Annotated in this window: 11 protein-coding genes; 8 read left to right on the top strand and 3 right to left on the bottom strand. The window is 65.1% G+C overall.

From position 1 onward, the window contains the following. Window positions 1–48: 48 nt before the first annotated feature. Window positions 49–1,185, bottom strand: coding sequence for a histidinol-phosphate transaminase (hisC, locus tag E5679_RS00075; protein ID WP_138413074.1), 1,137 nt, complete (start codon window positions 1,183–1,185; stop codon window positions 49–51). Between the two features lie 68 nt (window positions 1,186–1,253). Between hisC and E5679_RS00080 the strand changes: the two genes are divergently transcribed. From E5679_RS00080 to E5679_RS00090, 3 genes are all read left to right on the top strand, one after another. Then, entirely contained in the window at window positions 1,254–2,672 is a 1,419-nt protein-coding gene (locus E5679_RS00080; protein ID WP_171042186.1) for an aldehyde dehydrogenase family protein, read from the top strand. Window positions 2,673–3,181: 509 nt separating this feature from the next. Then, entirely contained in the window at window positions 3,182–4,459 is a 1,278-nt protein-coding gene (locus tag E5679_RS00085; RefSeq protein WP_138413076.1) for a Y-family DNA polymerase, read from the top strand. Window positions 4,460–4,556: 97 nt separating this feature from the next. Further along, window positions 4,557–5,660, top strand: coding sequence for a hypothetical protein (locus E5679_RS00090; protein WP_138413077.1), 1,104 nt, complete (start codon window positions 4,557–4,559; stop codon window positions 5,658–5,660). Window positions 5,661–5,751: 91 nt separating this feature from the next. Here the strand turns inward: E5679_RS00090 and proS are convergent, their stop codons facing one another. Beyond that, on the bottom strand, window positions 5,752–7,173 hold the full coding sequence (gene proS / locus E5679_RS00095) for a proline--tRNA ligase (protein ID WP_138413078.1): 1,422 nt from the start codon (window positions 7,171–7,173) through the stop codon (window positions 5,752–5,754). A gap of 824 nt (window positions 7,174–7,997) precedes the next feature. On the opposite strand from proS, the gene E5679_RS00100 reads away from it, so the two are divergent. From E5679_RS00100 to E5679_RS00120, 5 genes are all read left to right on the top strand, one after another. Beyond that, window positions 7,998–9,458 carry a pentapeptide repeat-containing protein gene (locus tag E5679_RS00100; RefSeq protein WP_138413079.1) on the top strand — a complete coding sequence of 487 codons (1,461 nt, stop codon included), beginning with the start codon at window positions 7,998–8,000 and terminating at the stop codon, window positions 9,456–9,458. Window positions 9,459–9,603: 145 nt separating this feature from the next. Further along, complete coding sequence (locus tag E5679_RS00105) at window positions 9,604–10,212, top strand: recombinase family protein (protein ID WP_138413080.1); 609 nt, start codon at window positions 9,604–9,606, stop codon at window positions 10,210–10,212. A gap of 560 nt (window positions 10,213–10,772) precedes the next feature. Next, window positions 10,773–11,135, top strand: coding sequence for a hypothetical protein (locus E5679_RS00110; RefSeq protein WP_138413081.1), 363 nt, complete (start codon window positions 10,773–10,775; stop codon window positions 11,133–11,135). Between the two features lie 16 nt (window positions 11,136–11,151). Further along, window positions 11,152–11,544, top strand: a complete 393-nt coding sequence (locus tag E5679_RS00115) for a helix-turn-helix domain-containing protein (protein ID WP_138413082.1) — start codon at window positions 11,152–11,154, stop codon at window positions 11,542–11,544. Then, the gene (locus E5679_RS00120) at window positions 11,531–12,010 is read left to right on the top strand and encodes a hypothetical protein (RefSeq protein ID WP_138413083.1); all 480 of its coding nucleotides are present in this window, start codon (window positions 11,531–11,533) and stop codon (window positions 12,008–12,010) included. The genes E5679_RS00115 and E5679_RS00120 overlap by 14 nt, the downstream gene beginning before the upstream one ends. A 177-nt stretch (window positions 12,011–12,187) precedes the next feature. Here the strand turns inward: E5679_RS00120 and E5679_RS00125 are convergent, their stop codons facing one another. After that, the gene (locus E5679_RS00125; RefSeq protein ID WP_138413084.1) at window positions 12,188–12,973 is read right to left on the bottom strand and encodes a hypothetical protein; all 786 of its coding nucleotides are present in this window, start codon (window positions 12,971–12,973) and stop codon (window positions 12,188–12,190) included. Window positions 12,974–13,213: the final 240 nt, after the last annotated feature.

Here is a 13,213-nt window from a genome sequence, read left to right on the forward strand (position 1 = left end):
TCGGAGTGGGCACGACTCGGCACGGAGACGCCGTACGGGCGGTATCGGTCACCCCGTGTGCTGGGCAGATGCCACCCGCTCAAGCGCTGCAACCGTCGCCTTGACCTGAGCGGGGGTGCCTACCGTGATGCGAACGCTGTACGGATCGCCCATCGCGTTGCCCGGACGCACGATGACGCCCTCTGCCTCCAAGGACTTGGCGAACGCCCTCGCGTCCCCGACGCGCACATAGACGAAGTTTGCGTGGGACTCGTACGGTTCGAATCCCAGCCGGGATAGGCCAGAGCGCAGCTCTTCACGGCCCTCGGAGTTCAGGCGCACCCGTCTGGCGAGCTCGACGTCGTCCCCCAAGCTCGCCAGCGCAGCGGACTGGGCGACGCTGGAGACCTCGTAGTTGCTCTGCACCTTCTGGACGGCCGCGACGATGTCCTTCGAGCCGACCAGGTAGGCCACCCGGAGCCCCGCGAGCCCATAGGCCTTCGAGAAGGTGCGCAGGGTGACCAGATTCCTGCGCCGGAAGGCGGGATCCAGGATCGTGTCCGGGTAGGAGGCGAAGCGTGCGTACTCGAAGTAGGCCTCGTCGACGACGATGGTGACCTCTTCGGGCACCGAGCCGACGAACTCGAGGAGCTCTTCCCGGTGGACGATCGCTCCGGTGGGATTGTTCGGATTGCAGACGTAGACGATCCGGGTGCGGTCATCGATCAGGGCGAGCATCGCCCCGAGGTCATAGCTGCCGTCCGCCCGAACCGGTGCCGAGAACGCCGTCGCTCCCTGCTTGCGGGCGTCCAGAGCATAGGCGTGGAACGTCGGAGTGCACAGCACTATGTTGTCGCCCTCATCCAAGAGCGCAACCGAGAGGTGATGGATCAGGCCGATGCCCCCGGCCCCCACCGCTACCGACTCGACGTCCACCCCGAGCCGTGTCGCCAGGGCCACCCTCAGGCTTCGGAACCCCGACTCCGGGTACAGGTTGGCGCGCTCGAGCTGCCCCTGCGCGGCAGCGATCGCGGACGGGAACGGCCCGTACGGGCCTTCATTGGCTGCAAGTCCGAGGAGCTCGCGCACCTCTCCGCCATCGGCCGCGGCATCACGGACACTCCGTCCCGCGCTGTACGGGGGCAGGCCGTCCACCGCCGCACGGATCCGCGGGGCCACTCCGCCCTGAATAGCTGCAGATTCCATCTTCCCGAACCCTCCAATTCCCTATAGACTTTCCTATACGATCTTACGTGAGGATGTGGAGAAGGACAATGCACGAAACAGCTGACCTGGACAACGCCTTCATCGGGGGACGATGGGTGCCGGCCACTGGCGACGTCACTATTCCCGTGCACAACCCCGCCGACGGGAGCGTGTCCCGCGAGCTCGCCTCTGCCAGCGAGGCCGACGTCCACTTCGCCTGCACCGAGGCGGCGGCCGCCCTCCCGAGCTGGAGCGGGACACCGGCAGCGGACCGGGCGCAGGTGATCCGGCGGATCGCCGAGGAGCTGCAAGCCCGCGCCGAGCAGCTCGCCGACGCCATCACCGCCGAAGTCGGCACGCCGCGGCACAAGTGCGTCCAGATGCAGGTCAAGCCTGCAGTCCACGCGTTCTCCTCCGCCTCCTCGACGGGTCCGCGCCTGTTCGCCGAGGAGCGCCTGGACAACAGCCTCGTCCGGCTCGTCCCGAAAGGGGTCGCAGCCTGCATCACCCCCTGGAACTACCCTCTCTACCAGGTGGCGACGAAGGTCGCAGCCGCTCTCATGGCCGGGTGCACGGTGGTCCTCAAGCCCAGCGAGGTCGCCCCTACCTGTGTGGCCATCCTCGCCGACGCGGCGGCGTCCGCAGGACTTCCCCCGGGGGTCTTCAACGTTGTCTTCGGCGACGGGCCAAGCACGGGCGAGGCGCTCATCACCCACCCAGCGGTCGATTTCGTCTCCTTCACCGGCTCCACCAGAGCCGGGGCACGGATCGCGGGCATCGCCGGCCAATACGTCAAGCAGGTCTCGCTCGAGCTGGGGGGCAAATCAGCCAGCCTCGTCCTTCCCGGAGCCCCCCTTGCCCAAGCAGTCTCGAAGACCCTGGATAAGGGCTTCCAGAACTCCGGCCAGACCTGCGCCGCCCTCACACGGCTGCTCGTCCCCGAGGACAGCCTCGCCGAAGTCCAGTCGGTCCTCGAATCCCAGGTGGCCTCCTTCAGGGTGGGCGACCCAGCCGATCCAGGAAGCGTGCTCGGCCCGCTCGCAACATCGGACCAGCGAGACAAGGTCCTCGGCCTCACAGCCGCGGCACGGGTCGCAGGGGCGGAGCTGCTGGCTGCAGGCCCCGTGCAAGCGAACGCCGATGGCTACTACGTCCCGGCCGAGGCCTACCTGACGGCCCCCGACGACGAGCTGGCCCAGGAAGAAGTATTCGGTCCAGTCCTCGCCGTCGTCCCGTACGCGGATATTGATGCCGCTATCCGCATCGCCAACAACTCTCCGTACGGGCTCAGCGGCGCCGTATGGGCAGCTGACCCAGATGAAGCGCGGAAGGCCGCCGAGCTCATTCGGACTGGCAGCGTCTCTATCAACGGCGCGCCCACCCACCCCGACGCTCCCTTCGGCGGGTTCCGGAAGTCGGGCTTCGGCCGTGAACGGGGAGCACACGGAATCCAGGAATTCCTCACCACCCAGTCGATCCACTTCTGACACAGGAGACGTCTGATGAAGAGCAGACAGCTCATCAGAAGCCGACGCGCGGAGGAGACGCCCTCCGGCCGGGCTCCAAGGACAGGAGAACACTGCCCTGTGAGCGGCTGGTGGTCCCCGGCCGGACGACCCTTCCTCGCACGCTTCATCCAAGAGGGCAACATCATGCCCGTCGACGGAGAAACCCCCGTGCGCTGGGTCCCCGCGCCACTCGCAGACCCCAGAGACCTCGCCCAGAGGTAGAAATCGCCTCGCGATCCCAGAACAGCGACACTTAGCAGTCCGCCGATTTCGAACTCCAGGTTCCCTAGAAGGGATCTGCAGCTGCTGCGCGTCCTGATGACTCCTGAGCGCCAAATCGCGGAGCCTTCACCCCTTCAAGCTTGTCGGCCACAGGGTCTACAACTGTGCTGTGACCTGGCATCCGGTGCCCGCGGAGGCGGGGGAACTCCGCAAGAACGAATATCGCAACCTACCGACACGGGACGGCCGCCGTGCCGGCTGAACCCATGCACGAGCTCGTCGCCCACGTGGACGTGAACTCGGCATACGCCTCCTTCGAGCGGGTCTTCGACCCCTCTCTGGAGGGAAGGCCCCTGGTCGTCCTGTCGAACAACGACGGCTGCGTCGTCACCGCCTCGAAGGAGGCCAAGGCACTCGGGGTGGAGGTGGGGGAGCCCTGGTTCAAGCTCGCACCGCTGGCCCCGCATACCGGTCTGATCGCCCGCTCGTCGAACTACGAGCTGTACGGGGACCTCAGCCGCCGCGTCATGGAGGTCATCGCCCGGTTCGGGCCCTGGCTGGAGGTCTACTCCATCGACGAGGCCTTCCTGGGCCTGGGCCCCCGGGCTGCCGCCGGCGACCTCACCGCCCTCGGACGGGAGATCCGCACCGCCCTCCGCCGGTTCGTCGGCGTCCCGGTCTGTGTCGGCATCGCACCCACGAAGACCCTCGCCAAGCTCGCGAACAAGACCGCGAAGAAGATCCCGGCCTTCGGCGGCGTCTGCGTCTGGGAGGGCACCCACCCGCAGTGGCGGGCGAAGCTGCTTTCTCGCCTCCCCGTCTCGGAGGTCTGGGGCATCGCCGGCCGCCTCGAGAAGCGCCTCGCCGCCCTGGGGATCTTCTCGATCGCAGACCTGGCGGCCGCCGACCCCGTGATGATCCGGGACAGGTTCAACGTCGTGGTCATGCGCACCGTCCTCGAGCTGCAGGGAACCGCCTGCATCCCCTTCGAGGAGGCCCGCCAGGGCAAGGAGCAGCTGATCGTCTCCCGCTCGTTCTCCACCCCCGTCACCACCCGGGCAGAGATGCGCCAGGTCCTGACCGTCTACGCCCAGCAGAGCGCCGCCCGCCTCGAGCGCCACCACCAGGCCGCCAAGCTCCTGACCGCCTTCGCCGGCACCAGCCACTACGCCCAGGAGCGCTCGTTCCCGACCGTCTTCGTGCCCCTGCCGGCCCCCACCACCGACCCGGTCGTGCTCGCCAAGGCCGCCCAGCGCCTCCTCCCCGAGCTGGAGGAGGGAACCCGGTACGCCCGGGCGGGAATCATGCTCACCGACCTCCGCCCAGCCACCGGGCAGCAGGCCCTGGAGCCCTTCCGCTACCGGCACGAGGAACAGGGCATCGCCACCCTCCTCGACCAGGTCCACCAGAAGGTCGGCAAGGAGTACCTGGGCCTCGGCCACGCCGGACTCCGCCCCGGCCCCCAATGGCGCATGAAACGAGACATGCTCTCACCACGTGCCACCACCCACTGGGACGAACTCGCCACCGTCAAAGCCCGCTGAACCGGAGCTGATCTTAGAACGAGAAGGCCTCCCAACGTGTCAGCTCACCTGCATTGAGGACATAGTGTTCGACCATGAGCGTCAAGGGGGTTCTCACGTGAGCGTTCCTGGGGGGATCGTCATCGATGAGAAGAAGATCAAGAAGGTCGTCTCGCAAGCTTGGACGACGCTGGGGTTCTTCTGCGTGCCGGACTACCGTTCGGCCCACGTGACGGCAGAGGACATCGACAGGGCGATAGGCCATATCCGCGTCCCGGACCACACCGACCAGCGGTTCCACGCCGTCGGGGTGCGCAACGGGATCGGGATCTTCATGACCCCGGTACTGGGCTACAAGAACGCGCTCGAGATCGCCGAGGCCATCGCAGAGTCCATCGCTCCTCTGGGGTTCACGGGCACGATCACGGCGCGGGACGACCAACCGGGGCGGCGCCCGAACGATGGCCGCCGTGGCTACTCTGCAGCGATCAGCTCGGTCGAGGCCGCGATCGACCATCGGGACGTAGGGCTAAATTTCCGGCCGCTGAGGAAGAACACCGACCGCTGGGATGTGAACAGCCCAGTGTTCAGGCAGATCGTGGAAGCCCTGGCCGCCTGGGCCACCGCCCACGCCAGCGGGACCATCCTCGCCGGGGTCATCCTCTCGATGACCGAGTGCGAGCCCCATCAGGTCACCGACATCATCACCCGCTGCTGCGAGGACATCGGCTGGGCCGATCTTCTCTTCGAGACTGCCGACGGCGGTGACTGGTACGCGCATTTCAGCATGGAGGGCTGGGTGCTCGTCGGAACCGAGATCAAAGGCCGCACCGATGATGAACCGGCAGACGAGCTCTTCCGGCTCCTGGCAGAACTGGCCCCGCTCTACGACTACGCCGAGATCTCCGGGGGCGGGTGGGGGCCGATCACGCCCAGCGGCGCGATGCCCCAGCATCTGATGCCCGTTCCCGACTCGCTCTATATGGCCGCGAACCACGGCTTCATCAGGAATTCCATCCCCGGGATCTTCGCCGCCCAAGTCCTCGGCCCCGACCACCCGGACCTCCAGCCCTCAGATCGGTGGCACATCACGCCGCTCGAAGCGGGCCGCCGGCTGGTCACCCTCGACACCTGCCAGGAGTGGCTGGCAGGGAACATCGACGCCGAAGACCTACGCGCGCTGCGAGAGGCGAACAGAGACCTACTCTTCGAGGAAGCCTGAATGGCGGATGCCTCGTGCAATGGGTCGCGTCAGGTGCCCGTCCTGAACCCCCGGAGGTTCGGGCGACTCCGCAACACCGAGGCGAGGACGCTTAGTAGCTGCGGGCGACGATCGCGTACAGATCCTCGCTGGTGCCACCGGCCGGCAGGTCACCTTGCGGGGTCTGCAGGCAGCGGACCGTGATGGCATTCGCCGCCAGCTCGTCCTCGCCGCTCTCGCCGAGCGCCGCGTAAGGGATCCTTGCGAAGCCCGTGGACGCCGCGGCGATCGCGTCGGAGACGGTGTCGACGTCGGCCGTGTTTTCGGCCAGCCGCCGCCTCGCCTGCTCGTACAGCTCCGCCTGCATCGCGTCGAGCAAGGCCGGTACTGCGGCGCTGACCTGGTCGAGCGGGAGAGTCGTCTTGCCGGGCAGGTCTCGGCGGGCGATCGTGGCCTGCCGGGCCTCGAGGTCCCGGGGCCCGACCTCGACGCGCAGGGGCACACCCTTGAGCTCCCACTCAACGATCCGACGGCCAAAGCCGGGCGTGCTGCGCGCGTCGAGGCGAACACGGACTCCGGCATCCGCCAGTTCGCCGGCGACCGCAGAGGCAGCAGCCACCGTGCGCGCGTCGTCCCTGACGGCGACCACCACGGCCTGGATCGGTGCAATGCGCGGCGGCACGCGCAGGCCGCCCTGGTCCCCGTGCGACATGATCAGGCCGCCCAGCATGCGGGTGCTCGAGCCCCACGACGTGGTCCAGCAAGTCTGGACGGCGCCGGAGGCATCCGTGTAGCCGATGTCGAACGCGCGGGCGAAGTTCTGGCCCAGCTCGTGGCTGGTGGCCATCTGCAGCGCCTTGCCGTCGCCCATCATCGCCTCGCAGGTCATCGTGTTCACCGCCCCGGCGAAGCGCTCACGCGGGCTCTTCACCCCGACGAGCACGGGGATCGCGAGCGTGTCCTGCAGGAAGTCGCGGTACACCTCGAGGTGAATCCGCCGCGCGTAGGCCGCCGCGTCCTCGGCACTCGCGTGGGCCGTGTGCCCCTCCTGCCACAGGAACTCGGTCGTGCGCAGGAACAGGCGCGGGCGCAGCTCCCAGCGCACCACGTTTGACCACTGGTTTAGCAGCATCGGCAGGTCGCGGTGCGACTGCACCCACCTGGACATCAGCTCCCCGAACACGGTCTCGCTCGTCGGACGCACCACGACAGGCTCAGCGAGGTCCTTGCCCCCGGCGTGCGTGACGACGGCGAGCTCGGGGCTGAAGCCCTCGACGTGCTCGGCCTCCCGCTCGAGGTACGACTGCGGGACGAATAGCGGCAGGTACACGTTCTCGGCGCCCGTGGCCTTGATCCGGGCATCCACATCGGCCTGCATCCGCTCCCACATCGCATACGCGTACGGCCGGATCACCATGGTGCCGCGCACCGGCCCGTTCTCGGCAAGCTGCGCCTTCTCGAGCACGTCCTGATACCAGCGGGGGAAGTCATCGCTCCAGGACGCGAGGACGCCGGAGCCGCCGTTTTGAGCCACGGCACCACGATATGAGGAAACTGAACGCCGAAGCCCTCACGGACCGTCAAGGGGTGCGCCTCTAGAGCTGGCAGCTAAAGCGTTCGCTAAGGGGGCCCGTCAAGAGTGGCTGGCAGAGTTCAGCCTTACCCGCCCCCCTGGGCCCAGCCGGAGGTGCGTTTACCCAGCACGCGGAGCAGCTGCCAGCCCCAGGGAGCCATTCCAGAGATGTTTGACGCTTCTAGGCTTCTCTCAACAAACGGTCGTTTGATGAGGACCCACGGCGGGGCTTCGCGAAGCCCGCCCGACGGTTGCCACGCTGCCTCAAACCTCGCATTTGCCATTATCAGAATCAAATTGCCGTAGTAGGAGAGACCTACCGTTTTATGAAAAGAGGTGGGCCCGAACATAGCCCTGCGGCACGCTTCTCGTCACATGTCTGGCTATCTTTCGTATCTGTCTGCTTCCCTATCTCGTGGAGGGATTCTGGCTTCTGACTCCGGGGGACTCGGGTCGTGCAACGGCTGTGGGGGGCGTTCCGAATGTAACACCCGCGTTTGCGATCGGAAGCGCGCGGCCTCTTTAGCGTAGCTAGGCGGCCCACTGTTGGCGCTGGAGCGCGCTGGCTGTTCACCGTCCGGGTCTTCGGCGGAGGGTCCCCTCCTGAGCGTTAAGGATTACGGGGCGAAGAACGGAGGCCAGCTTTGTTCTTCATCTTCTTCTTCTTCTTCTGCAGCAGGTGAGTGAGTGGCAGCCAGCAGCTTCAGGCAGCAGGCAGGCAAGCAGCAGCAGCAGGTCCCATGGATCGGGAGTTCGGACCTCTCGTGCAGAGCTAGGGTGCAAGTATGGGGAGATCCGAGAAGAGGTTGAAGAAGGCACTGCGGCCACAAATTGGCGCGATAAGGAGCCTGTCGTTTTCGAGGAGCTCGCAAGAGATCTCGCTCTTTACCGCAGTCCTCACGACGGTGTTGCTGTCACTGGTTGTCGCAGCACTTGCCTACATCCTGATCCGCGTGCTCGCTCCTGTTGACGTCTCGAAAAAGCTGGATCCGCAGTATGCCATCCAGTACGCGCTATGGATCGCCGGGGGGGTCGGTGGTGTGGTGGCGCTCGTGGTCGCCTATCGGCGTCAGAAGGTCATCGAGGGGAGCCTCTTCGTCGAGCGATTCGGCGCCGCCGCTGCCCAACTCGGGAGCGACGATTCCGCCGTCCGGCTCGCCGGCGCGTACGCAATGGCAGGCGTCGCCGATGAAGGTACGCCGACGCAGCGGCAGCAGTGCGTCAACGTCCTCTGTGCGTACCTCCGCCTGCCCTACGCTCCTGAAGACGACGCATCGGGGCTCACCCAGCGCGTGCTCAAAAAGGCCCCGAACGCCGGTCGTCCAGAGGAGGAAACCACCCTGAGGTACCGACTCCATGACAAGGAGGTGCGACAGACCATAATCCGGATCTTGGCTTCACACCTTAGGCCGGAGGCGGCCGTGTCCTGGTCGGCATGTGACCTAGACTTCAGTGGCGCTCTATTGCAGGATCCAAGGTTCAGCAACTGCGATTTCTCCGGGAAGAGGATCTCGTTCGATGGCACAACCTTCTTGGGGGAGGTGACATCGTTCGACCACGCGAACCTCTCCGGGGAGGCGACATCGTTCGTCGGCGCTACCTTCTCCGCTGATACGACCAGCTTCGTCGAGGCAACCTTCTCAGGGCGGGAGGTTCGGTTCGACAACGCGACCTTCTCCGGGAAGATGACTGTATTCGGTGGCGCATCCTTCTCCGGGGTGTGGGCCATGTTTGGAGCTGCGACCTTCTCCGCGGACAGAACAGTGTTCTACCGTGCGGCCTTCTCCGGGGGGATTGCCGCATTCCAGGGCGCGACCTTCTCCGGGAAGCTGACCGCATTCGACGACGCGACCTTCTCGGCAGGGATGACTCGGTTTGCCGAAGCGACCTTCTCTGCGGACCTGACCAGCTTTGTCCGCACGACCTTTTCCGGGAGGGAGGCCACCTTCGGCGGTACCACCTTCTCCGCAGGATCGACGACCTTCAAGGAGGCAAAACTTTGCAGCGAAGAAGGCGGAACGCTTGTTTTCAGAGGCACAAAGTTTGTCAGCGCCGTGTCTTTTCGCGACGCGAACTTCGGCCCTGGGATCGTCGACTTCACTGCCCCGAGGCATTGGGATCCTGCCCCGAGCTTCGACTGGGACGAAGATGACGACGCAGTGAAACCGTCCTACGTTCTTCCCGAGGCCTGGCCACCTGTAGTGGATCTTGAAGGCACCGATGGTCATGCTGCGACGGCGCTCTAACACCACGCCCCATCAGCAGGTCGAAGTCACGAGCCTTTCGTGGTTTTGGGGTGTACCCCATCGCCACGCGGGGCGACCCCGCGCTTTCACGTTGCACAAGGGTCGGTTTCTAGTTTTTGCTACATATCTGTAATAGGGTCTAGACATGCTGCCACACTCAAAGAGCGGTCAGACCGTCGCCTACCTGCGGGTCTCATCCGAGGATCAGAACCTCGCCCGTCAGGTCGAGCTCGTCGGCGAGGTGCACCGCTCGTTCGAGGAGAAGGTCTCGGGAGGGAACAGGGAGGGCCGTGCGATCCTCGCGGAGATGATTGCCTACGTCCGGTCGGGCGATACCGTGGTCGTTGCTTCCATGGACCGCTTGGCGCGTTCCCTCACGGACCTCAGGCAGCTCGTGGACGAGCTAGTAGGCAAGGGCGTGGCTGTGCGCTTCGTCAAGGAGCGGCTCACCTTCGAGCCCGGCGAGAGCGACAAGTACGCCCAGTTCCAGCTGTCGATGCTCGGCGCCGTCGCGGAGCTCGAGCGGGCTATCATCCGCGAGCGTCAGGCGGATGGGATCAAGGCGGCAAGGGCTCGTGGCGTCTACAAAGGCCGTGCCCGGGCTCTCAGGCCCGAACAGATAACCCAGGCCACTATGCAGATTGCCGCCGGCGTCCCCAAGGCCGAGGTCGCCCGACGGCTCGGCGTCGATCGCACCACGCTGTATCGGTCCCTCGCCGCCGCGGCATCTGCCAGGGAGACTCTCTCACTCTAAGCGCCCCCTCCGGAGTGCTCATCCTGTGGAGGAGCAGGGCCGACGATGGCCGTTTTGCTGCAGATCGAGAAGAAGGATCTGGTGATGGCAGAAGGGTTGAAATCCCCAGCCCGATCTGGGGCTTCGTGATCCGGCCCAGCGCAAGCGGTGGAGCGAGTCGTAAGGAGTGCCTGAGCGACCAGGGGGTGAGGCTGATTCGGCAAATAGCGATCGGTCTCGTCCGGCCGCCGGTCGCCAAGGTCGTCACTCACGTCGCGGTCGGTCAGCCGGCCCTGGCTCTAGGGCTGAGGAGAGTTCTTGTCGAATTCCCTCAACGTCCCTAGGCCCCTGCGTCGCCCGGAGCATCTCGCTGCTGAAGAAACTCGAACCATCTCGCTAGGATCGGCTTCATGGCTCGCTTTGACGGTCCTTCGCGATGCAGTTCCGCGAAGCCGCTGACATTCCGCTGGTTCGGGTTCCCGCCATGCGAGCCGCACGAGGACAACATCGATGCCGCGGTTGAAGTCTTAATGGCGAAAGTGACGCCCCCGGGCCGAGTATGGAACCCATGGTCCGGAACCATGGTCAAGAGAGAGTTCCGCCACCGGATTGTCCACGCCTCCAAGGGTGAGCTCGTTCCGGTCGACGAGGTCAAACCAGTTGACGTGGCCAATCCGCCGCCGCTGTACGAGATCCGCTGGCAGGACATCAACGTCACAGACCGGCTGGAGGACGGGACGCAGCGCTTCGGCAAAGTCGCTGTCCGGATGTACCACTCGGAGCCTGAGGAAGCGCCGGGGCACTTCATTGGGCATCACGCCCACGAGAAGGACCTGACCGCAACAGATGTGAACGCCGCGCAGAACGAGGAGATCGCGACGGCTATCGGATGGTATCGACAGGGTCGAGACTCGAAATGGGGAATTGCCGGAGAGGCAACTTGATTATAGACTTCAATCTATGAACGGGGCGGATAACGTGGATGTTGCGCACCTTGAGTCGCTCGCAGACTCCCTCATCCAATCTCACGACGACCTGCTAAAAGCACTGATCGCACAGCGCAAGAGGCATCACCTCACGCAGGAGACGGTTGCCGAGCGCATGGGCGTAAGCCAGCCGACCGTGGCGTCATTCGAGCGGTACGACGCGAACCCGACTCTGAGCACCATCCGGAGATACGCCCTCGCGGTCGGGGCCAGCATCCGACACGAAGTCGAGGACGCATGCTGTGCTGTCGGCGACGAGGCATTTACGGCAATCGTCGCGCCCGGCAGCACCAGATGGGAGCGCCGTACCCCTGTCGAATGGTCCTGGTCGAGCGGCTCGACGAAAGCCGAGTATGTCCTCGCCTGACAAGGTCATAGCGGACGTCCACGAACTGATCGATGCGACGTCGCTCACCGCGATCACGTTCTTCAAGCTATACGCCGAACGCTGGCTCGACCCTGACGTGGATCCGGAACAAGACTTCGAGATCGAACCGGAGTACGCGCTCAATGTCCACACTAGGGAAGACGACGCAGGATTCCGCGTTCTCCTGGAGACGACGATCAAGACCCCGATCGGAGAGATCGCCTGTGGCGTACGAGCAGAGTACGAGCACCCGGGACACGTCCTGCAGGCATCGTCAAGCGACGCGCTGACGGAATTCATCAACGGAGTTGCGCTCATGCATGTGCTTCCGTTCACCCGCCAGGGGATTGCGGACCTCACACAGCGCACCTTCGACGCTCCTCTGCTGATGCCGATCATCCAGCGCGGTGAGCTGGAATTCCATGCTGGCATCTCGGCCACCGCTGATAGGAGCGCTGCCGGGTAGGCGGGTCACAATCGACGACGCGCTGGAGTCGACGCGGATCGCCAGCCCGACGGCGGGCGGATCTCTAGGGAGAATCCGCCTCAGGTGGTTCGGACGCCAGACGAGGTCGTCTTCCAGACCGCCACTCCAGCCGGCCGGCGCACCGGCCATCATTCTTCGGTGTCAGCAAGCCCCCTTCTAAAGGACTCTGGGTCCGCTGGCCAAGTCCCGGACGGGTTCTGAGCCGCGCCCTAACGTCCGCTCAGTGATGCCGCCATGACCAAGCTGCCAACCTTTGAGGGGTACGAGGGGGCACAGTGAACCGGTTCTGGTCTCATTCGAAGGGCTTGCCATCCTCCTCTTCTGCCTCGCGTTCGTTGATCCGTTCATACACCGCTTGCAGCTCCTCGAGGACGACTTCCTCGTCCGTGATTCCGGCGATGTGGTAGCTGCGTACTTCAGCGAAACCAGCTTGCGCACTTCGGCGGAGACCGGGGCCTTCGCAGCAAGAGCGGACCACTCCTTGTGGGTGCTGACCTCGGCATCTTTGTCCCGTAACGAGTCAAGGTGTTCGTACCGTCCGGCCCCGCTGGCGAACCGCTCGATTGTGTCCGTGAGATCTGGGTCGAGCCTATCCACCGGCCGAACGAGGTATCGCCCCTCGCGCTTCGATAGGCCAGGGCCTACGGGAGCCAACACCTCAACGGCGTTTAGCAGCTTCCCAATCTTGTGTAAGTAGGGGCGGACGTTGGTGAACTCTCCCGTGGTCACGTACCCGTGGCAAGAAATCGCCAGCTTGCATAGGCGCTCCAACCCGGAAGAGTACGAATACATCCCAACGTGAAGTGAGTAGTCGTGGTCGGTGCTGCCGATGCCCGTTGCGGGGCCGGTGGGAACGGAACACAGTCTCCGAAGCCCGGTCAGAGCAAGCTCCGTGGCGAACTGAGTCTCGACGACCAGGCTCCGCCAGATACTCGTGGTCATCTGGCCATTCAAGCCGATTTTGACAGGTTCCGGCAGCAAATCACGTCAGTCTGCTTGGCGCCGGCCGCTGGATCTGGATCGCCGGTAGAGGGACGTGCAGCTTTCGGGAGTGGGGTTAGCCCCCGAGAGTCTGGGCTCAGCCCGAGGTGGGTCTACCCCGCACGGTGAAATGTACGGTGAGCCGACAACAACTGCGACAGCTAAGCCACCCACACAACGACCGGCGGCATTCCCGAGCCA

Source organism: Sinomonas gamaensis (genome assembly GCF_005876955.1).
Taxonomy (GTDB): domain Bacteria; phylum Actinomycetota; class Actinomycetes; order Actinomycetales; family Micrococcaceae; genus Sinomonas; species Sinomonas gamaensis.

Coding starts and splice junctions, on each gene's coding strand:
- E5679_RS00120 (WP_138413083.1), top strand. CDS start 11,531: ATGTCCTCGCCTGACAAGGTCATAGCGGACGTCCACGAACTGATCGAT.
- E5679_RS00100 (WP_138413079.1), top strand. CDS start 7,998: ATGGGGAGATCCGAGAAGAGGTTGAAGAAGGCACTGCGGCCACAAATT.
- E5679_RS00085 (WP_138413076.1), top strand. CDS start 3,182: ATGCACGAGCTCGTCGCCCACGTGGACGTGAACTCGGCATACGCCTCC.
- E5679_RS00125 (WP_138413084.1), bottom strand. CDS start 12,973: ATGACCACGAGTATCTGGCGGAGCCTGGTCGTCGAGACTCAGTTCGCC.
- E5679_RS00110 (WP_138413081.1), top strand. CDS start 10,773: ATGGTCAAGAGAGAGTTCCGCCACCGGATTGTCCACGCCTCCAAGGGT.
- hisC (WP_138413074.1), bottom strand. CDS start 1,185: ATGGAATCTGCAGCTATTCAGGGCGGAGTGGCCCCGCGGATCCGTGCG.
- E5679_RS00080 (WP_171042186.1), top strand. CDS start 1,254: ATGCACGAAACAGCTGACCTGGACAACGCCTTCATCGGGGGACGATGG.
- E5679_RS00115 (WP_138413082.1), top strand. CDS start 11,152: ATGAACGGGGCGGATAACGTGGATGTTGCGCACCTTGAGTCGCTCGCA.
- E5679_RS00105 (WP_138413080.1), top strand. CDS start 9,604: ATGCTGCCACACTCAAAGAGCGGTCAGACCGTCGCCTACCTGCGGGTC.